Source organism: Ferrimonas sp. YFM (genome assembly GCF_030296015.1).
In the GTDB taxonomy this organism is placed as follows: domain Bacteria; phylum Pseudomonadota; class Gammaproteobacteria; order Enterobacterales; family Shewanellaceae; genus Ferrimonas.
The window spans coordinates 1149033-1166811 of record NZ_AP027368.1 but is presented as its reverse complement, the minus strand read 5'-3'; the positions used below and the strand labels follow the sequence as shown (position 1 = coordinate 1166811).

Here is a 17779-nt window from a genome sequence, read left to right as displayed (position 1 = left end):
ATGAAGAAATATATTGATAAAGTCCCCGGTGCCAGCTTTTACCTGCAAAAGCTCGTAAAGTTCGGCTAAGGTTTTGAATAGAATTCGACCCCCAAAAAAAGAAAATGAGGATGAGAGATGTCTGACAACAAACAAGGCTCCGCCTGGAGCCGGTTATGGCAACGGCCCAAAGCCAAATGGCTGCTGGGCATCCCAGTAGGTGCTTTCCTGGCCCTGGTCGTGGGCGGCGTAGGTGTCTACGGCACCCAGGTTGTGCTGCACGCCACCAGCACCGACGACTTCTGTATGACCTGCCACTCCAACCACTCCCTGCGGGATGAGGTTCTGGCGTCCAGCCACGGCAACAACAGCGCCGGCATCACTGTGACCTGTGCCCAGTGTCACCTGCCTCCAGGTGGCTTCGAGTACCTGGTGAAGAAGATCATCGTGTCCAAGGACATCATCGGTTACATGACCATTGATGGCTTTAACACTCAAGAGTGGCTGGAAGCGAACCGCAAAGAGCAGGCTGACCTGGCTCGCGATTACCTGCGTTCCATCGATTCCCGCACCTGTACCAGCTGCCACTCCAACATCTATGAGAACCAGCCTGAGTCCATGAAGAAGATCGCCAAGAAGATGCACGAGCGTAACTTCAAGAAGGCTGAAGACAAGCGTAAGACCTGTATCGATTGCCACAAAGGCGTAGCGCACCCCTACCCCAAGGGTTAAGCCTGTGAGGACCGGGTCCGATTCTGGGGGTCAGGTGGACACGGTCGCGGCGAGATACACACAATAAAAATCCGGGCCATAACCGGATGAATGACGCTTTAAGCCCGCCAATTGGCGGGCTTTCTTTTGCCCGGCGTTTGACGCACTCCTGCACAAGCGCCACCTACAGGATAGGCCTGAAGTGAGATGAGAATGGCTGACAGCAACAAAGGTAAGCACTTCCGCAAAACCGCCGTCTACGCTGGGATGGGAATGACAGACAGCGAAAAGCCCGTCTGAATAGGGCGGGCTTTTATGCCCTGCGTATGACTCAAACGGCGTCGCGCACTCATGCAGAAGCGCGACCTACAGGGTAAGCCACAGGTGGGATGGGGATAACTGACAGCAAAAAGCCCGCCTGGATTGGGCGGGCTTTTTTTAACCTAAGTGACTTTTTTGGACAAAAGAACATTTAGATCAACAAGTTACGCATCTGATATTGATCTAATAACAGGCTTGTCCACAGGTTTTGTGGATAACCTTTAAAAAGTCTAATTGTGGAGACTCTGCTGAAGCACCATCTCTGTATAGGAGATTAATCCAATTACCTCATGGTTTTCAATCACCGGAGCCTGATTAATGCCAAATTGTTCAAACAGGCGAGCGCAGTAACGGATGTCCATCTCCGGATGAACAGGCAGAACCGGCTTGGACATGATCTCATAGAGGTTGACCCTATCCGGTGCCTTGTCCCGGGCCATCACCTTCTTGCCGATATCAGAAAGCAGCACCAGCCCATACTCGTCGTTCTCATGACGCTTGCTGATGATCAGCGCCTCGGCGTGGTGCTTACGCAGCACCTCCAGCCCTTCGGACACCGTCTTCAATCCATCGAGCATCACCCACTTCTGGGCCATCACATCCTTTACCTTGATCAGTTCCTGATTCATATCTCGTCTCCAACCCGTTCTGACAGGCTCTCAATCTGGTGGGCGACGCCCACGACATCCTCTATATCCAGCTGCAGCGCAATGCCGGTGCCCGGCGAACTGTCAAACTCACCCACCTCGGCCAAACTCTCCAGAATGTTGCGCGCCAGGTGCTCCTCCACCACAAACAGCAGGACATCCCTCTGCACCTCCAGATGGAGGCCGAAGAAGGTCTTCTTGGGTTTGAGTCCTTCCCCGCGGGCGTGGTTGATCAGGGTAACCCCGGTGGCACCGGCATCACGGGCCGCCTCAACCAGTTGATCGCTCTTATCCTCCTCGACGAAGGCGATGATCAGTTTAAAGCGCATGCTCTACCTCTTCGAAACTCGTTGAATCAGGGCGGTTAACTGGGCATAGCCCATCACACTGATCATGGGAAACAGGCTGGCAAAGGCGATAAGGCCAAAGCCATCAATCATTGGGCTTCTGCCCGGAATGGTGCTGGCCAGCCCCAGGCCCAGGGCCGCCACCAGGGGTACGGTCACGGTGGAGGTGGTCACCCCCCCTGAGTCGTACGCCAGGGGTATCACGTTCTTGGGAGCATAGGTGGTCTGAACCACCACCACCAGATAGCCCGCCAGGATATACCAATGGATGGGGTCGCCCACCACGATGCGGTAAGCCCCCAGGGCGATGCCAATGGCCACCCCCAGGGCAACCGCCAGCCGCAGGCCCATGGGCCGGATCGCGCCCCCTGAGACCTCCTCTGCCTTGATGGCCACCGCCAGCAGAGAGGGTTCGGCGATGGTGGTGGCAAAGCCTATGGCAAAGGCAAACAGATAGACCCAGTAATAATCCTGCCAACTCCCCTGTCCCTCAATGCCGAGGAACTCCGGATTGGTCAGTTGAGTGGCCATCAGTTCTCCCAGGGGGAACAGCGCCCGTTCCAATCCCACCAGGAACAGGGCCAGGCCCAGGATCACCGCCACAAAGCCCGCCAGCACCTGTTTCAGGTGGGGCACCGGACGCTTGAGCACCAGGTACTGAAAACCGAAGAGTACGGCGACGATGGGCACCACATCACCCAGGGTGTCGATGAGGGTGTTAAAAATCTCAATCAGCCAATCCATGTGCGCACCACCCCGAACATCAGAACAAACTGCACCGGCAACAGCGAAGCGAAGGCGATGAGACCAAAGCCATCCAACATGGGGTTTCTTCCCTTGATGGAACTGGCCAGTCCCACCCCCAGGGCGGTCACCAGAGGCACGGTGATGGTGGAGGTAGTCACGCCGCCGGAGTCGTAGGCGATGCCAATGATCTCCTTGGGGGCGATCATGGTCAGGGCCATGACGATGACATACCCGCCGATGATCAGCTTATGCAGCGGCCAGCCCTTGAGGATGCGTATCACCCCAAGCAGAATGGCGCAGCCGACGGAGAGGGCCACGGTCAGCCGCAGCTGAGTGGCATAGCTCTCCTGAGCCTCTACCGTCTGAGCCAGCAGGCCACCGGCGGCCGCCACTTCGGCGGCCTCATCGGCCACGGCAATCAGCGCCGGCTCCGCCACTGTGGTGCCAAACCCCAGCAGGAAGGCAAACAGCAGCAGAGGCACCAGGGCGCCCTTACGGGCAAAGGCCTGAGCCAGGGTTTCACCTATGGGGAACAGGCCCATCTCCAGGCCAAATACGAAAAGTGTCAACCCAATGACCACCAGCCCCATTCCCAGGACGATGTCGATGACACTGGGCAGCGGCTGTTGCAACACCGCCAATTGAAAGAGAGCCACCACCAGAACGATGGGCAGCAGATCCCGGCAACTTCCTAATAAAGCCAACAACGCTCGATACACGCAAGCTCCTGCATTTCCTATGCCTTGCACCAATTCCACTCAGCAACGGCTCGCTGTGGCCGGCCCATGTTGTTCCAGTCTGTGCGGCAAGACTGACTGTCAGCATCACTGGCAGCGACGCCTCACACCTTGATCGGAACCCGGTCTCCGGCGCAGCAGAGAGAACAGCCACTCAATGAAATCGGTATTATTCATGCCCCGGCCAGTGGATACCCCACAGACGCAAGAGCACAAAAACCACTTACATTTTTACAACAATTCCCTTGCCAGTTAAGGGGAGATTTGGTGGGAAAAGAGCAAAGGGTGATCTTGATCAGGTTTTCGTGCCATTTCAGGAGGTTGCCTAGCATGTGAATTGTTAACCTGGTCGCAAGAACACCAATCTGGACCGACCCTCAAACTGCGGCTAGTGTCGCTTCTCGGCCACTGCTATAGTGTCCCCTCCCCCGCAATCAGGACTCCCCCACAGATGATCCGTTTTACCCTGCTGCTTATTCTGATGCTGCTGGGTGGCTGTAACCCGACCACAGGGCCGGACCAGCCCCCTGAAAAAGTGGCCGTGGAGTTCTTTGAGGCAATCTATGTCGCACGGGACCTGAATAAGACACTGCCCATGGTCGATGGTGAACTCAAAGGGCTGTTTCATCACTACAAGCTGGCCAGTCAGGTACAGCGCAACCTGTTTGGCCTCTATATGGAAGAGGCCGAGGTAGAGCTCTCCTCTACCAATGCGGACTTCTTCCGGCGACGCAACTCAGACATTCTGGTCACCATCAAACTCAAAGGGCTGGTCAACGGCTATCTTAGGCAGGACCTGCGCGAGATACGCCTGCAGGTTATCGACAACCAGTGGAAAGTGACCGAGATTAAGGATGACCGCTGGCTGACCAACGGCTGAGCCACGACAGGTGGCATACAGGCACAAAAAAACCAACGCCGCAGCGTTGGTTTTTTTCATGACGCAGGACGATTAATCCAAGTAGGCGTCTTCATCCAGATCAACGGGCAGATCGCCAGCGACTTCGTCTTGAACCTGATAATAGGCTTCTTCGTAATCTTGCATTTCCATAAACCCGCCTTACTCCTGAATAGTGAACTCACCACATCTCTCATGTGAGTAGGGTAAGTCTACCACTCAGGCGCCTATTCCACGAACATTTCACCAAAAAACGGCATTCGTAAGAATATTTCTCCACAAGGGCTGTTTGGGCGCAATTTCACAGAAAAACCCAGGCATTCCGAAGTTTTTTTTCATCAATCCAATCGGTATCTGAACACCTTGAGCCCCTTGTCCGGGTCGGACTCGGGAAAAGAGGCCGGGTTGGCCAGCTGCTCAATCAGAGTCAGGGCCGGGGCAAACTCCGCCACCTGCCCCTTGAGGAAGTCGCGGCTGAGTTCCGGGGCGTTGAGGCACAGCAGGGCCTCGCCCCCAGGTGCCAGCAGTTCGGGCAACCGCCGCAGCACCCGGCAATAGTCCTTGGTAGCGATAAAGCTGCCGTGCTGGAAGCTGGGAGGGTCCACCACCACCAGGTCATAAGGCCCCAGTTTCTTGAGCTTGCCAAAGGTCTTGAACAGATCGTGGGCCAGATAACGCACCCCTTGTCCCAGCTCATTCTTGGCGTGGTTGCGTTTGCCTGTCTTCAGCGCGCCACCGCTCATGTCCAGGTTGACCACAGACTGGGCTTCTCCGGCACAGGCCGCCACGGAAAAGCCACAGGTATACGCGAACAGGTTGAGGACGCGTTTGCCCTTGGCGTGATCACGCACCCACCGACGACCGGCGGCCATATCCAGGAACAGGCCATGATTCTGGCCTCGCATCAGGTTGACCAGATATTGCTGCTCCCCTTCCAGGATCCAGTGAGGCTCAGGGATCTCACCGGCAATCTGAGTGGTTTGAGCAGGCGAACAGCCCCTGTCCTGCCACACCAGATGCAGAGGCTGATCCCCGCTGACCTGCTTCCACCAATCGGTCACCTGTTGCAGCCACAGCGTCAGCTGGGATTGCTCCGGCGTGGTGAAGCTGGTCAGCAGCAATACTGGCGGGTAGAGGTCCAGGGTCAGGCTTTCCAGCCCCGGGTAGCAGTGACCCCGGCCATGGAACAGTCGCTGGGCCTGATTGACTTGCAGAGAGTCCGGCAGATGTGGCGCGAGATCGATCACTGGGCGCCCTCCAGAGGACGGCGAACGGGTTTACCGGTCATGGTTACGGTGATCGCCAGACTGCGGGTCTGAGGTTCCCCCTCCAGCAGCGCAGCCAGCCAGCGGCCACCCCGGGTCGCCTCCAGGCCAATCTTGACGATCATGGTCAGCGGCACAGACAACAGCATGCCGACGGAGCCCAGCAGCCATCCCCAGAAGATCAACGACAGGAACACCACCAGGGTGGACAGGCCCAGCCCCCTGCCCATCATCCTGGGCTCGATGACGTTGCCCATAAACATGTTCACCGCCACATACAGACCGGCCACGCCGGCGGCGCCGCCGGCCCCCAACTGAATCAACGCCAGTGCCACGGGGGGCACGGCGGCAATGATGGAGCCGATGTTGGGGATGTAGTTGAACAGGAAGGCCACCACTCCCCACAGAATGAAGTAGTCCACCCCGAGCAGGTAGAGGCCGACCCCACAGATCACACCGGTCCCCAGGCTGACCAGGGTCTTGATGGCCAGATAGCGGTTGACCGAGTCCAGGAAGCGGTCAATCTGCTGCATCCTCATATGAGGGTCATCCAGTGCGTAGTGCAGCTTCCTCGGCAGGCTGGAGGCCTCGAACAGCATAAACACCACGGTGAGCACGATCAGCAGCAGGTTGGCCATGACCGCGCCAATGCCGGAGAGCATGTCGGTTGCCAGACTCATCAGCTTACCCGGGTCGAACTGCTCCTTGAGCACCTCAATGGAGATGGGCACATTGAAGCGCGCCGCCAGATCCGCCACCGCATGGAACTGATCGGTCAACTGGCTGCGATACTGGGGCAACTGTGCGGTGAAGTCGTTGATGGAGCTGCCAATCAGGGCGCCAAGCCAGGTGCCTACGGCCAACACCATCACCATCACCATGATGATGGCCAGCCCCTTGGGTAATCCCATGCGGGTCATCAGCCGTACTAAGGGGCTGCAGATGATGGCGATAAAGATAGCCAGCAAAAAGGGCACCAAGATGGTACTGGCGCTTTTGATTCCGGCCAGGACCACCACCAGGGCGGCACACACCATCAGGCTACGTTGAAAAGAGCTCATAGTAATCCGTTGTCTGGATGAGAAGAACACAGTATATCCTGTTATCTTAATTAGATAACGCCCGATTGGAAGGCGATGGAGTCACCAAGGAGAGAGGATGACGAGTACCAAAAGCCCGCGCCCCGCATCGCACCGCTACTACTGCAGCTTTGGCGCCAACCTCCAGCCACAGGAGAACGCCACCGACGCCCTCTCCTGGCTGTGTGAGCAGTTCCAACGGGTCACCCTCAGCGGTATCATCACCACAGAGCCCCAGGAGATGGAGTCCCTGCTGCCCTTCGTCAACTTCGCGTTCTGGTTCGACAGTTCACTGTCACCCCAGCAGGTCAAGTCCAGATTCAATCGCCAGGAGGAGCGGCGGGGAAGAGACAGGAGCGACCCTCAGTGCAGCATCAAGGACCGCCCCCTGGATCTGGATATCCTCTCGGTGGATAGGGCACCTGAGCTGGCCACCCAGCCTGATTACCTGATCCCCTTACTCAATCAACTGCTCAACAATGCGCCACTGGAGGGAGACACCGTCCCCATTCACCTGGGGTCATTAAAGCTGGGCGACGCCGCGACCACCATCTACCGGGATGCGCGCTCCGGTCATATACGGGTTGTTGACCAGCATCCATAGCGCCTGCCAGATGGGCTCCAGCCCACCTTCAATCTGCAGCAGGGTGCGACTGAGTATCTGCTGCCGATATGCCTCGCCATGTTCATCCAGAAACAGAATCGGACCCGGCTCTATGCTGTTGACCCGCACTTGGGGCGCCAGCTGTTTGGCCCAGGACTGGGTGAGACTGTCGAGGCCGGCCTTGGTAGCACAGTAGAGGCTGTAGTCCGCATTGGGGTGATGCACATAGATGTCCGTCAGATTCACCACAGAGCCGCTTGCCTGTGCCAGGGCACCCTTGAGCGCCTGGACCAGCAGGTAAGGAGCCTGAAGGTGGACGCGGTGAAACTGGTCAAGCTGCTCAATTCCCTCGCTCACCCTCTGCGCATCAGGCTGATACAGAGAGGCATTGTTGATCAGAAGATCCACCCTGCCGGCGTCCGACACTATGGTCTGGGCCCACTGCTGCACCTGCTGAGCATCGGTAAAGTCCACCCGGGAGGCAATGAGGTGCGGGTGGGCGGCTGGCGTTGAGGTTCGATACTGCCCATAGACCCGGAACCCCTGATCCAACAACCGCTCGGTGAGGAATGCGCCCAGGCGGCGACCGCAGCCGGTAACCACAGCAACAGGTTGCATGAGTTTGAACTCCTTGTGGAAATTGATCGTATGCTAACTTTGTATGTGTAACACAGATTCCGGAGCGATGCCTCCGGTCAGAGGGCATGGAGGGGGAGGCAGGCATGAAGATTCTTGTCACTGGCGGCACCGGGTTTGTTGGCGGCAGGCTGCTGAAACAGTTGAGCGGGGCCCACGAGCTGGTGGTGATCAGCCGTCATCCTGAACGATCGGGGCGACGGCTGCAGCAACAGGGCATCGAGGCGGAGTGCGTGGGCATTGAAGCCCTGCCCTGGCTTCAGGGGGTGGACGCGGTCATCAATCTGGCCGGCGAGCCCATTGCCGACAAGAGGTGGAGCGGCAAACAGAAACACCTGATCTGTGACAGCCGCTGGCGACTGACCCAAACCCTGAGTGACTGGATACTGGGGCTGGAGTCGCCGCCCAAGGTGTTCATCAGCGCTTCGGCCATCGGCATCTATGGCACCGACTCCGACAGTCACATGGATGAAGATACCCCCCTGGTGTATGACGAGAACGATTTTGCCCAACGGGTGTGCCACACCTGGGAGTATCTGGCGATGCAGGCCGCGCCTCGCACCCGGGTCTGTGTGCTGCGCATCGGTTTGGTGCTGGGAGAGGGTGGTGCCCTGAAGAAGATGCTGCCGGCGTTTCGCGCCGGGGTCGGCGGCCCAGTGGGCAGTGGCAGCCAGGCCATGTCCTGGATCCACATCGATGATTTGGTGGCAGTGATTGGCTACCTGATGATGACCGACAGTTGTCAGGGGGTGTACAACGGCACCACCCCAACACCGGTCAGCAACAAGGAGTTCAGCAAAGCCCTTGGGCAGGCCCTGCGTCGCCCCGCCTTCATGACGGTACCGGCAACGGCCCTGAAACTGGCCCTGGGAGAGATGTCCTCCCTGCTCCTCAAGGGCCAGAGCGTCCTGCCCAACCGCCTGCTGAGACACGGTTTCGACTTCCGCTATCCGGAGCTGCCTGCGGCGCTGCAGGCCCTGCTCGGACGTTAAGGCGTGTTGACCTTTGCTGAATATTTTTGCGCCGGCATCCAGCCACTCAGGCCTCGATGTGTCGACATTGTGCCCAAATTGAATGGGTATCTAGACTGAGCAAAGAATGCCCAAAAAGAAAAAAGGCCGCGTACTCCGCGGCCTTTTGCTTGTTATGTCTCTAATTGCCCCTGAGCAATGCACCGCACTGGTTGGCCAGCAGACGACGACAGGCCAGCATGCCGATGGAGCCGATGAGTACCGCACCCAAGACCGGGATCAGGAACCACCACAGGGTATGGCCATTGACCACCAGGTTGAAGACCTGGCTCTTGAGCAGGGCCAGGGTCAGCTCGGTGACCACCACGGCCAACAGGCCAGCCACCGCCCCCAGCAGCAGGAACTCCCAGGCGACGGCCCGTCGCAGCAGACTGCCTGCCGCCCCCAGGGTACGCATAATGGCCAGCTCCTGACGACGGCTGGCCATGCCCGCCTCGGTCTGGGCAATGAGCACCATGGCACTGGCCAGCACCACCACCATCAACACCAGGGTTAACGCCAGGGAGACCTGATCTATCACCTCTCTGAGCTGGGTGATGATGGAGCCCACGTCGATCACCGAGACCGTGGGAAACTGCTGAATCAAGTCGCCCACCAGGCCTGCGTCGCCCTCGGGATGTTTGAAGCTGGCGATGTAAGTAGCCGGGAAACGCACCAGATCCGCCGGAGGGAAGATCATAAAGAAGTTGGGCTGCATGGTTTCCCAATTCACCTTGCGCAGACTGGTGACCTCCACCTCCACAGGTTGGGTATCTATGGTGAACGTCAGGCGATCGCCAAGGCCAATGCCCAGACGCTCCGCCACCCTGGACTCCACCGACACCTCACCCTGAGCGTCACCGGTGAACCAGCTGCCCGCGACCACGGGGTTGTTCGGAGGCAGGGTGTCTCGGAAGGTCAGGTTAAGTTCCCGGCCTATGCCCGAGGGTCCCTGCCTTGATTCGGGCTCACCCTCCTCCTTGGTCACCGGCTGATTCACCTGGGCGCCATTGATGGCAGAGAGGCGACCGCGAATCACCGGATAGAAGTCTGTGGCCTCCACCTGACGACCTGACAGGAAATTGCCCATCTCCGGCAGTTCATCCAGGCTGATGTTGACCAGGAAGTGATCCGGGGTCCCCTGAGGCAGCTGCTTCTGCCAGTCGGCCAGGATGTCCTGACGCAACGCCAGGATGGTGAGCAGCAACACCAGGGAGACGGAGAAGCCCACCAGCTGCACGGCATTATCCCGGGCACGGCGCCGCAAGCCGGCAACGGCCAGCTGCAGAGGCGTGCCGGTGCGCATCCCCAACTGACGGCCCCAGTTCAGCAGCAGCCAGGCCACCAGCAACAGCAACAGCGCCAGGGCAGCCCCGCCAACGAGCAAGACACCGGTCATCATGGCATTGCCGCTGTAGATGTAGGCCAGCAGAGCCAGGGCGGCCACAGAGAGCACGGCGTTGAGCCAGCCCTGCCATCGCACCGGCCCCAGGTCTTTTCTCAACACCCTCAAGGGTGGAATGGCCAGCAGACGCAACAGGGGATAGAGGGTGAAGCCGAAGCCAGCCACCAGGCCGGTCGATGCCCCCAGTGCCAGAGGACGGGCCACCGAGGCCTCTCCCTGGCTGAACTCCTCTGGTAACCAGGTCAGCAGCCCCTCGGCCCCGAGCAACCCGATGACCAAACCGATGGCGATGCCCAGCAGGGTCACCAGGGAGAGGTGGGTGACAAAGATGCCACGCACCTGATTGTGGGAGGCCCCCAGGGTCTTGAGCATGGCCACCGCATCATAATGCCTCAGGCAGTAGCGCTGAGTCGCCACGGAGATGGCCGCACAGGCCAGGGCGATGCCAAGCAGTGCGGTCAGCAACAGGAACTGCTCTGCCCTCTGAATCGCCCGGGACACCGGAGAATCCTGGCTGCGTACATCCACCCAGCGCTGTGAGGTGGTCAGGCGGCCGTTGAGCCAGTCGGCGTAGCTCTTTATCGCGTCGGCATTGCCCACAAACTGATAGCGCCAACTGAGGCGGCTGCCGGGCTGAATGACGCCGGTGGCGTCTACGTCTGACAGGTTCATCAACACCACGGGCGCCGACGCAAACAGATTGAAGCCGCCGTCGGGAAGGCGACGAATGGCCTGATCCAGGCTGAAACTGGCTTCCCCAATTTCCGCCAGGTTGCTCTGCTCTATCCAGCCGGCCAGTCGGCTGTCCAACCACAGGGCCCCTGGCTCTGGCAGAGGTGTCGCAGACTGCCCCACCAGATCGATGCTGCCCCGAAGCGGGTACTGGGGTGACACCGCTTTGACCGTTACCAGTTGAAACCGCTCCTCGGAGAAGAGCATGGACTGAAACTCCAGGGTGGTGGAGACCTCGAGCCCCGCCTCTTTGGCGGCCTCAAGCCAGGCCGGGTCCACCCGTTGGGGAGAGGAGAGAACACGGTCGGCGGCCAGGAAGGTGCTGGCCTGACGGACAATGGAGGATTGCAGACGGTCGGACACCAGAGCCAGGGCGGTCACCGCCGCCACCGCCAGAATCAGAGCAGCTCCAATTAACCTGAGCTGGCCGTGGGCAAGCTCTCGCCTGAACAGCCTCCATGCGAGGGGGAAGATGCTCATAAGGCCTCCAGTCTGCCACTCACCATCTGAACCCGGGTCGCGCAGCGCTGTGCCAGCTTGAGATCATGGGTCACCAGCACCAGGGTGGTGTGATGCTCCTGATTCAGCTCAAACAGCAGATCCTCTACCTTGGCGCTGTTGGCCTGGTCCAGGTTTCCGGTTGGCTCATCGGCAAACAGGATATCGGGTTGGCTGACAAAAGCCCGGGCGATGGCGACCCGCTGCTGCTCGCCTCCGGAGAGTTGATTGGGGAAATGATCCAGACGGTGGGACAGCCCCACTCGTTGCAGCATGTTCTCCGCCTGGGTTCGGGCATCGGTATTGCCCGCCAGTTCTACGGGCAGCATGACGTTCTCCAGGGCGGTCAGGCTTTCCACCAGCATGAAGGACTGGAATATGAACCCCACCTTGCGACCGCGCAGGTTGGCCCTCTGCTCCTCATCCAGCTGATGCAGTGGTTCGCCTGCCAACCACACCTCCCCCGATGAGGCTATGTCCAGGCCGGCCAGCAGGGCAAGCAGAGTGGATTTGCCCGCCCCGGAGGGGCCGGTGACGGCGATAGACTCGCCCGACTTGACTTCCAGGTCGACGCCCTGAAGGATCTGTAGTTCACCATCCAGTGTTGGAACCTTCTGTTCCAGACCCTGGACTCGAATGGCTAGCGTAGTGTTTGAATCCGGCATAGTTATGATAATTCGTTCCTTTTTAATGACAGTTATACTGCTTTTTCCGTCCATTGTTTTCGCAAACAGTGTAACCATTCTTATCTTAGGTGACAGCCTGAGCGCCAGTTACGGCATGACCGAGCGAGAAGGATGGGTCCATAAACTCAATACGGACCTGGAGGGAATTCAGCTTATTAACGCTTCGGTCAGCGGCGAAACCACCGGAGGAGCGTTGAAGAGGCTCCCCAATCTGCTTGAGCAACATCAGCCAGACTGGGTTTTTGTGGAACTTGGTGGCAACGACGGCCTGAGAGGCTTCCCGCCGCCGTTGTTAAAGAAGAACCTGGGGAAGATCCTCGACCAGTCGATGGCCGCCGGCAGTGCGGTGATGCTGTCTCAGGTGATGGTCCCGCCCAATTACGGACAACGCTACGCCAATCAGTTTGAGCAGGTATTTCAGGATCTGAGCCATGAATTTCAGGTTCCCCTGATCCCCTTCTTCATGACCGAAATTGCCCCCTACCCTCACCTGATGCAGCGAGATGGTATCCATCCGAACAGAAAAGCTCAGGACAGCATTGCAGACTTTCTGCAGCCCTACTTTGAGAGACACGCCAAGGGTAAGGAATAGAGAGCGCTAGCTGAGATGAACAGCCATCGAAAGATGGCTTGCTGACCGAATGACACCAGACAAACATAAAAAAAGCGAGTCCGAAGACTCGCTTTTCTTTTAAGGTGGTGGGCGATACCGGGCTTGAACCAGTGACCCCCTGCTTGTAAGGCAGGTGCTCTCCCAACTGAGCTAATCGCCCACAGCAAACTGTGGCTGACAAATGGCAAAAAACCACTCATCAAAGTAAGTGGTGGGCGATACCGGGCTTGAACCAGTGACCCCCTGCTTGTAAGGCAGGTGCTCTCCCAACTGAGCTAATCGCCCACAGCAAACTGTGGCTGACAAATGGCAAAAACCACTCATCAAAGTAAGTGGTGGGCGATACCGGGCTTGAACCAGTGACCCCCTGCTTGTAAGGCAGGTGCTCTCCCAACTGAGCTAATCGCCCACAGCAAACTGTGGCTGACAAATGGTAAAAACCACTCATCAAAGTAAGTGGTGGGCGATACCGGGCTTGAACCAGTGACCCCCTGCTTGTAAGGCAGGTGCTCTCCCAACTGAGCTAATCGCCCACAGCAAACTGTGGCTGACAAATGGTAAAAACCACTCATCAAAGTAAGTGGTGGGCGATACCGGGCTTGAACCAGTGACCCCCTGCTTGTAAGGCAGGTGCTCTCCCAACTGAGCTAATCGCCCACAGCAAACTGTGGCTGACAAATGGCAAAAACCACTCATCAAAAATAAGTGGTGGGCGATACCGGGCTTGAACCAGTGACCCCCTGCTTGTAAGGCAGGTGCTCTCCCAACTGAGCTAATCGCCCACATAATATGTGGTGTTTTCACACTGTGCTGAAGAAATGGTGGGCGATACCGGGCTTGAACCAGTGACCCCCTGCTTGTAAGGCAGGTGCTCTCCCAACTGAGCTAATCGCCCTCAGCAACGGAGGCGTATTATAGGTGGCACTCCTTAGGTGTCAACAGGTTTCTCCCCGAAACCGGCCATGTGGCGACTTATCGAACGCCCTGGGCGAAATAGGTTCAGCTTAAGATCGAAGCCGCTGGATTTGCACGCAAATGTCTGGACAGAACCCCATCCTTTTCAAGGTTGCCAGCGCCATCATCCAGAGAAACTCACTGCCTCCATATATAAGCAAAACAGTTTTGGGTTTCCCTGATGGAGTTCTGCTAGAATAGTGCGATTTTCTTCCCACCTCTATAGGTGGGACCACCGAATGAAAAATTCTAGAGAAGGTTATGACTGTTAAAACGCGTTTTGCACCCAGCCCCACGGGATACCTGCACGTTGGTGGTGCCCGTACTGCCCTCTACTCTTGGCTCTATGCCCGTAACATGGGTGGCGAGTTTGTACTGCGCATTGAGGATACTGATCTGGAGCGCTCCACCCAGGAGGCCATCGATGCCATCATGGAGGGCATGCAGTGGCTGGGCTTGAACTGGGAAGAGGGTCCTTACTACCAGACCAAGCGTTTTGACCGTTACAACCAGCTCATCGATCAACTGATCGAAGAGGGCAAAGCCTACAAGTGCTATTGCACCCGCGAACGCCTGGATGAGCTGCGTGAAACTCAGATGGCCAATGGTGAGAAACCGCGTTACGACGGCACCTGTCGCGACGGCGCCGAACAGGACGCGCCTTTTGTTATCCGCTTCCGCAACCCAGTCGAAGGTACCGTGGTATTTGAAGACCACGTTCGTGGCCGCATCGAAATTGCCAACGACGAGCTGGACGATCTGATTATTCGCCGTACCGATGGCTCTCCTACCTACAACTTCTGTGTAGTAGTAGATGATTGGGATATGGGCATCTCCCACGTGGTGCGGGGCGAAGACCACATCAACAACACCCCGCGCCAGATCAACATCTATAAGGCGCTGGGTGCACCGGTTCCCGAGTTTGCCCACGTTTCCATGATCCTGGGTGACGACGGTGCCAAGCTGTCTAAGCGCCATGGTGCCGTGAGCGTAATGCAGTACCGAGATGACGGTTACCTGCCTGAAGCCTTGCTCAACTACCTGGTTCGTCTGGGTTGGTCCCACGGTGACCAGGAGATCTTTACCCGCCAGGAGATGATCGATCTGTTCAGCCTGGACGCCATCAACAAGTCCGCTTCTGCTTTCAATACTGAGAAGCTGTTGTGGCTCAACCAGCACTATATGAAGAGCATGGACCCAGCTTATGTTGCCGAGCACCTTCAGTGGCACATGCAGGATCAGCAGATCAATCTGGAGAACGGTCCGGCGCTGGAACAGCTGATCACAGTGATGGCCGAGCGCTGCCAAACCCTGAAAGAGCTGGCTGCTTCCAGCCGCTACTTCTATGAGGACTTCGAAGAGTTTGACGCCACCGCCGCCAAGAAGCACCTGCGCCCGGTAGCTCAGCAGCCCCTAGAACTGGTAAAAGCCAAGCTGGAAGCATTGGAAGAGTGGAATGCCGAAGCCATCCATCAGGCCATTCAGGACACCGCGTCTGAACTGGAGCTGGGCATGGGTAAAGTAGGTATGCCTCTGCGTGTTGCCGTGACCGGCGCTGGCCAGTCTCCAGGCCTGGATCAGACCCTGTTGTTGATAGGTCGTACAAGGTCTGTGGCCAGAATCACCAAGGCGGTTGAATTTGTAGCAAACAGAGCTAATTCCTGAAAAACCGGTTGACACATTTTGGGGGCGTCCATACAATGCGCCTCGCACTCAGGGAATGCTTCCCAGGATGTGCAACCAAGCTTGGGGCTATAGCTCAGCTGGGAGAGCGCTTGCATGGCATGCAAGAGGTCCACGGTTCGATCCCGTGTAGCTCCACCAAGTTTAAAAAGGGTCGCAGATATGCGGCCTTTTGTTTCCACCTGAATAAGGTGTGAAGCAGTCCAGGGTCCCCTTCGTCTAGAGGCCTAGGACACCGCCCTTTCACGGCGGTAACAGGGGTTCGAATCCCCTAGGGGACGCCATTATTCACTCTTGTCACCAGAGTCTAAACGGTGAAAGTCCGGGGTCCCCTTCGTCTAGAGGCCTAGGACACCGCCCTTTCACGGCGGTAACAGGGGTTCGAATCCCCTAGGGGACGCCACTTATTCACTCTTATCACCAGAGTCTAAACGGTGAAAGTCCGGGGTCCCCTTCGTCTAGAGGCCTAGGACACCGCCCTTTCACGGCGGTAACAGGGGTTCGAATCCCCTAGGGGACGCCACTTATTCGCTCTTGTCACCAGAGTTTAAACGGTGAAAGTCCAGGGTCCCCTTCGTCTAGAGGCCTAGGACACCGCCCTTTCACGGCGGTAACAGGGGTTCGAATCCCCTAGGGGACGCCACTTATTCGCTTGAAAAAGCAATAGTGGGGCTATAGCTCAGCTGGGAGAGCGCTTGCATGGCATGCAAGAGGTCCACGGTTCGATCCCGTGTAGCTCCACCACTTTCGCTCTTGTCACCAGAGTCTAAACGGTGAAAGTCCAGGGTCCCCTTCGTCTAGAGGCCTAGGACACCGCCCTTTCACGGCGGTAACAGGGGTTCGAATCCCCTAGGGGACGCCACTTATTTGTTGAAGTCGGCAAGAGCCGGGCGGTGTAGGCACCGCGCACTCTATGCACGGCGACAACAGAACACCAATCTCCTAGAGATGCCGCGTGTTCGCTTGAAAAAGCAATAGTGGGGCTATAGCTCAGCTGGGAGAGCGCTTGCATGGCATGCAAGAGGTCCACGGTTCGATCCCGTGTAGCTCCACCACTTTCGCTCTTGTCACCAGAGTCTAAACGGTGAAAGTCCAGGGTCCCCTTCGTCTAGAGGCCTAGGACACCGCCCTTTCACGGCGGTAACAGGGGTTCGAATCCCCTAGGGGACGCCACTTATTTGTTGAAGTCGGCAAGAGCCGGGCGGTGTAGACACCGCGCACTCTATGCACGGCGACAACAGGACACCAATCTCCTAGAGATGCCGCGTGTTCGCTTGAAAAAGCAATAGTGGGGCTATAGCTCAGCTGGGAGAGCGCTTGCATGGCATGCAAGAGGTCCACGGTTCGATCCCGTGTAGCTCCACCACTTTCGCTCTTGTCACCAGAGTCTAAACGGTGAAAGTCCAGGGTCCCCTTCGTCTAGAGGCCTAGGACACCGCCCTTTCACGGCGGTAACAGGGGTTCGAATCCCCTAGGGGACGCCACTTATTCGCTTGAAAAAGCAATAGTGGGGCTATAGCTCAGCTGGGAGAGCGCTTGCATGGCATGCAAGAGGTCCACGGTTCGATCCCGTGTAGCTCCACCACTTTCACTCTTGTCACCAGAGTCTAAACGGTGAAAGTCCAGGGTCCCCTTCGTCTAGAGGCCTAGGACACCGCCCTTTCACGGCGGTAACAGGGGTTCGAATCCCCTAGGGGACGCCACTTATTCGCTTGAAAAAGCAATAGTGGGGCTATAGCTCAGCTGGGAGAGCGCTTGCATGGCATGCAAGAGGTCCACGGTTCGATCCCGTGTAGCTCCACCAAGCAGAAAGCCACCTACGGGTGGCTTTTTTGTTTCTCTTCTCTAAATTCATTCCACATCTGCCCCCATAAAAAATCATCTGGCGATCTGCACTCTTCGTACTAGGTTTATACCAAGAGCATAGGAGAGTGACGATGGCCGATATTTCTCAATCAGCCTCCAGGAGCAGCATTGCGGAGTACCTGCGTCATGTTCAGGGGCTGGATCCGGCGTCCGCAGACCAGGAAGCCGGTGTGATCATTGATAACTTCGAACGGATGAAGGCGATGGGATACATCAAGGGCTGGTGCTTCGACGAAGGGGGACACCTGGATCTGATTCCCACGGACGAAATGGCCCACCTTCTTGGAGAAGAGCAATAGAGGGTCCAAGCCTCGAGAGGAAAAGACTCATTGGGGAGGGCAGCTCAGCCGCCTCCCCCCAT

Annotated in this window: 16 protein-coding genes and 21 tRNA genes; 21 read left to right on the top strand and 16 right to left on the bottom strand. The window is 57.5% G+C overall.

Annotated elements, in window-relative coordinates; genetic code table 11:
- Positions 1-117 precede the first annotated feature (117 nt).
- Positions 118-711, top strand: coding sequence for a NapC/NirT family cytochrome c (locus tag QUE41_RS05580; protein WP_286341903.1), 594 nt, complete (start codon positions 118-120; stop codon positions 709-711).
- Positions 712-1241: 530 nt separating this feature from the next.
- Here QUE41_RS05580 and QUE41_RS05575 read toward each other — a convergent pair.
- The 4 genes from QUE41_RS05575 to QUE41_RS05560 are packed head-to-tail and all read right to left on the bottom strand — an operon-like array spanning position 1242 to position 3459.
- Complete coding sequence (locus QUE41_RS05575) at positions 1242-1640, bottom strand: CBS domain-containing protein (protein WP_286341902.1); 399 nt, start codon at positions 1638-1640, stop codon at positions 1242-1244.
- The gene (locus QUE41_RS05570; protein WP_286341901.1) at positions 1637-1987 is read right to left on the bottom strand and encodes a P-II family nitrogen regulator; all 351 of its coding nucleotides are present in this window, start codon (positions 1985-1987) and stop codon (positions 1637-1639) included. Before QUE41_RS05570 ends, QUE41_RS05575 begins: the two co-directional genes overlap by 4 nt.
- Positions 1988-1990: 3 nt before the next feature.
- The gene (locus QUE41_RS05565) at positions 1991-2749 is read right to left on the bottom strand and encodes a DUF1538 domain-containing protein (protein ID WP_286341900.1); all 759 of its coding nucleotides are present in this window, start codon (positions 2747-2749) and stop codon (positions 1991-1993) included.
- Positions 2737-3459 (bottom strand): DUF1538 family protein, encoded by a 723-nt coding sequence (locus QUE41_RS05560; protein ID WP_502876017.1) that lies wholly within the window; start codon positions 3457-3459, stop codon positions 2737-2739. Before QUE41_RS05560 ends, QUE41_RS05565 begins: the two co-directional genes overlap by 13 nt.
- A 481-nt stretch (positions 3460-3940) precedes the next feature.
- Between QUE41_RS05560 and QUE41_RS05555 the strand changes: the two genes are divergently transcribed.
- On the top strand, positions 3941-4369 hold the full coding sequence (locus tag QUE41_RS05555; RefSeq protein WP_286341898.1) for a hypothetical protein: 429 nt from the start codon (positions 3941-3943) through the stop codon (positions 4367-4369).
- Positions 4370-4725: 356 nt separating this feature from the next.
- On the opposite strand, the gene QUE41_RS05550 is transcribed toward QUE41_RS05555, so the two are convergent.
- Complete coding sequence (locus QUE41_RS05550) at positions 4726-5631, bottom strand: class I SAM-dependent methyltransferase (protein WP_502876016.1); 906 nt, start codon at positions 5629-5631, stop codon at positions 4726-4728.
- Positions 5631-6713 (bottom strand): AI-2E family transporter, encoded by a 1083-nt coding sequence (locus tag QUE41_RS05545; protein ID WP_286341896.1) that lies wholly within the window; start codon positions 6711-6713, stop codon positions 5631-5633. The genes QUE41_RS05550 and QUE41_RS05545 overlap by 1 nt, the downstream gene beginning before the upstream one ends.
- 97 nt (positions 6714-6810) lie before the next feature.
- Here QUE41_RS05545 and QUE41_RS05540 point away from each other — a divergent pair, with 97 nt between their 5' ends.
- The gene (locus QUE41_RS05540; RefSeq protein ID WP_286341895.1) at positions 6811-7335 is read left to right on the top strand and encodes a 2-amino-4-hydroxy-6-hydroxymethyldihydropteridine diphosphokinase; all 525 of its coding nucleotides are present in this window, start codon (positions 6811-6813) and stop codon (positions 7333-7335) included.
- Here the strand turns inward: QUE41_RS05540 and QUE41_RS05535 are convergent.
- Positions 7255-7953: an SDR family oxidoreductase gene (locus QUE41_RS05535; protein WP_286341894.1), complete on the bottom strand. Its 699-nt coding sequence runs from the start codon at positions 7951-7953 to the stop codon at positions 7255-7257. The two genes, QUE41_RS05540 and QUE41_RS05535, sit on opposite strands and share 81 nt — an antisense overlap.
- Positions 7954-8057: 104 nt before the next feature.
- On the opposite strand from QUE41_RS05535, the gene QUE41_RS05530 reads away from it, so the two are divergent.
- The gene (locus QUE41_RS05530) at positions 8058-8963 is read left to right on the top strand and encodes a TIGR01777 family oxidoreductase (RefSeq protein WP_286341893.1); all 906 of its coding nucleotides are present in this window, start codon (positions 8058-8060) and stop codon (positions 8961-8963) included.
- A gap of 160 nt (positions 8964-9123) precedes the next feature.
- On the opposite strand, the gene QUE41_RS05525 is transcribed toward QUE41_RS05530, so the two are convergent.
- Both QUE41_RS05525 and QUE41_RS05520 read right to left on the bottom strand, forming a co-directional pair.
- A complete protein-coding gene (locus tag QUE41_RS05525; protein ID WP_286341892.1) occupies positions 9124-11598 on the bottom strand; it encodes an ABC transporter permease in 2475 nt (824 codons plus the stop codon).
- Entirely contained in the window at positions 11595-12281 is a 687-nt protein-coding gene (locus tag QUE41_RS05520; RefSeq protein WP_286341891.1) for an ABC transporter ATP-binding protein, read from the bottom strand. The genes QUE41_RS05525 and QUE41_RS05520 overlap by 4 nt, the downstream gene beginning before the upstream one ends.
- Positions 12282-12285: 4 nt before the next feature.
- Between QUE41_RS05520 and QUE41_RS05515 the strand changes: the two genes are divergently transcribed.
- Positions 12286-12894, top strand: coding sequence for an arylesterase (locus tag QUE41_RS05515; RefSeq protein ID WP_286341890.1), 609 nt, complete (start codon positions 12286-12288; stop codon positions 12892-12894).
- 105 nt (positions 12895-12999) lie between these two features.
- On the opposite strand, the gene QUE41_RS05510 is transcribed toward QUE41_RS05515, so the two are convergent.
- From QUE41_RS05510 to QUE41_RS05480, 7 genes are all read right to left on the bottom strand, one after another.
- Positions 13000-13075 (bottom strand) — tRNA-Val (locus tag QUE41_RS05510).
- A 49-nt stretch (positions 13076-13124) separates the two neighbouring features.
- A tRNA-Val gene (locus QUE41_RS05505) sits at positions 13125-13200 on the bottom strand.
- A 48-nt stretch (positions 13201-13248) separates the two neighbouring features.
- Positions 13249-13324 (bottom strand) — tRNA-Val (locus QUE41_RS05500).
- 48 nt (positions 13325-13372) lie between these two features.
- A tRNA-Val gene (locus tag QUE41_RS05495) sits at positions 13373-13448 on the bottom strand.
- Positions 13449-13496: 48 nt separating this feature from the next.
- A tRNA-Val gene (locus tag QUE41_RS05490) sits at positions 13497-13572 on the bottom strand.
- A gap of 49 nt (positions 13573-13621) precedes the next feature.
- Positions 13622-13697, bottom strand: a tRNA-Val gene (locus QUE41_RS05485).
- A 37-nt stretch (positions 13698-13734) separates the two neighbouring features.
- A tRNA-Val gene (locus tag QUE41_RS05480) sits at positions 13735-13810 on the bottom strand.
- Positions 13811-14130: 320 nt separating this feature from the next.
- Between QUE41_RS05480 and gltX the strand changes: the two genes are divergently transcribed.
- From gltX to QUE41_RS05400, 16 genes are all read left to right on the top strand, one after another.
- A complete protein-coding gene (gene gltX, locus QUE41_RS05475; protein ID WP_286341889.1) occupies positions 14131-15534 on the top strand; it encodes a glutamate--tRNA ligase in 1404 nt (467 codons plus the stop codon).
- 83 nt (positions 15535-15617) lie between these two features.
- Positions 15618-15693, top strand: a tRNA-Ala gene (locus tag QUE41_RS05470).
- A gap of 67 nt (positions 15694-15760) precedes the next feature.
- Positions 15761-15836, top strand: a tRNA-Glu gene (locus tag QUE41_RS05465).
- Between the two features lie 43 nt (positions 15837-15879).
- Positions 15880-15955: transfer RNA gene (locus QUE41_RS05460), tRNA-Glu, on the top strand.
- Positions 15956-15999: 44 nt separating this feature from the next.
- Positions 16000-16075: transfer RNA gene (locus QUE41_RS05455), tRNA-Glu, on the top strand.
- 44 nt (positions 16076-16119) lie between these two features.
- A tRNA-Glu gene (locus tag QUE41_RS05450) sits at positions 16120-16195 on the top strand.
- Positions 16196-16220: 25 nt separating this feature from the next.
- Positions 16221-16296, top strand: a tRNA-Ala gene (locus QUE41_RS05445).
- Between the two features lie 42 nt (positions 16297-16338).
- Positions 16339-16414, top strand: a tRNA-Glu gene (locus tag QUE41_RS05440).
- Positions 16415-16531: 117 nt separating this feature from the next.
- Positions 16532-16607 (top strand) — tRNA-Ala (locus tag QUE41_RS05435).
- A gap of 42 nt (positions 16608-16649) precedes the next feature.
- A tRNA-Glu gene (locus QUE41_RS05430) sits at positions 16650-16725 on the top strand.
- Positions 16726-16842: 117 nt separating this feature from the next.
- A tRNA-Ala gene (locus QUE41_RS05425) sits at positions 16843-16918 on the top strand.
- Positions 16919-16960: 42 nt separating this feature from the next.
- Positions 16961-17036 (top strand) — tRNA-Glu (locus QUE41_RS05420).
- Between the two features lie 25 nt (positions 17037-17061).
- Positions 17062-17137, top strand: a tRNA-Ala gene (locus QUE41_RS05415).
- Positions 17138-17179: 42 nt separating this feature from the next.
- Positions 17180-17255: transfer RNA gene (locus tag QUE41_RS05410), tRNA-Glu, on the top strand.
- A 25-nt stretch (positions 17256-17280) separates the two neighbouring features.
- Positions 17281-17356 (top strand) — tRNA-Ala (locus QUE41_RS05405).
- Positions 17357-17489: 133 nt separating this feature from the next.
- Positions 17490-17717, top strand: coding sequence for a hypothetical protein (locus QUE41_RS05400; RefSeq protein WP_286341888.1), 228 nt, complete (start codon positions 17490-17492; stop codon positions 17715-17717).
- Positions 17718-17779 lie beyond the last annotated feature (62 nt).

What these genes read in the sequence shown, in the direction of transcription:
- QUE41_RS05580 (WP_286341903.1), top strand. Translation starts at nt 118, where the DNA reads ATGTCTGACAACAAACAAGGCTCCGCCTGGAGCCGGTTATGGCAACGG.
- QUE41_RS05575 (WP_286341902.1), bottom strand. Translation starts at nt 1,640, where the DNA reads ATGAATCAGGAACTGATCAAGGTAAAGGATGTGATGGCCCAGAAGTGG.
- QUE41_RS05570 (WP_286341901.1), bottom strand. Translation starts at nt 1,987, where the DNA reads ATGCGCTTTAAACTGATCATCGCCTTCGTCGAGGAGGATAAGAGCGAT.
- QUE41_RS05565 (WP_286341900.1), bottom strand. Translation starts at nt 2,749, where the DNA reads ATGGATTGGCTGATTGAGATTTTTAACACCCTCATCGACACCCTGGGT.
- QUE41_RS05555 (WP_286341898.1), top strand. Translation starts at nt 3,941, where the DNA reads ATGATCCGTTTTACCCTGCTGCTTATTCTGATGCTGCTGGGTGGCTGT.
- QUE41_RS05545 (WP_286341896.1), bottom strand. Translation starts at nt 6,713, where the DNA reads ATGAGCTCTTTTCAACGTAGCCTGATGGTGTGTGCCGCCCTGGTGGTG.
- QUE41_RS05540 (WP_286341895.1), top strand. Translation starts at nt 6,811, where the DNA reads ATGACGAGTACCAAAAGCCCGCGCCCCGCATCGCACCGCTACTACTGC.
- QUE41_RS05535 (WP_286341894.1), bottom strand. Translation starts at nt 7,953, where the DNA reads ATGCAACCTGTTGCTGTGGTTACCGGCTGCGGTCGCCGCCTGGGCGCA.
- QUE41_RS05530 (WP_286341893.1), top strand. Translation starts at nt 8,058, where the DNA reads ATGAAGATTCTTGTCACTGGCGGCACCGGGTTTGTTGGCGGCAGGCTG.
- QUE41_RS05525 (WP_286341892.1), bottom strand. Translation starts at nt 11,598, where the DNA reads ATGAGCATCTTCCCCCTCGCATGGAGGCTGTTCAGGCGAGAGCTTGCC.
- QUE41_RS05520 (WP_286341891.1), bottom strand. Translation starts at nt 12,281, where the DNA reads ATGCCGGATTCAAACACTACGCTAGCCATTCGAGTCCAGGGTCTGGAA.
- QUE41_RS05515 (WP_286341890.1), top strand. Translation starts at nt 12,286, where the DNA reads ATGATAATTCGTTCCTTTTTAATGACAGTTATACTGCTTTTTCCGTCC.
- gltX (WP_286341889.1), top strand. Translation starts at nt 14,131, where the DNA reads ATGACTGTTAAAACGCGTTTTGCACCCAGCCCCACGGGATACCTGCAC.
- QUE41_RS05400 (WP_286341888.1), top strand. Translation starts at nt 17,490, where the DNA reads ATGGCCGATATTTCTCAATCAGCCTCCAGGAGCAGCATTGCGGAGTAC.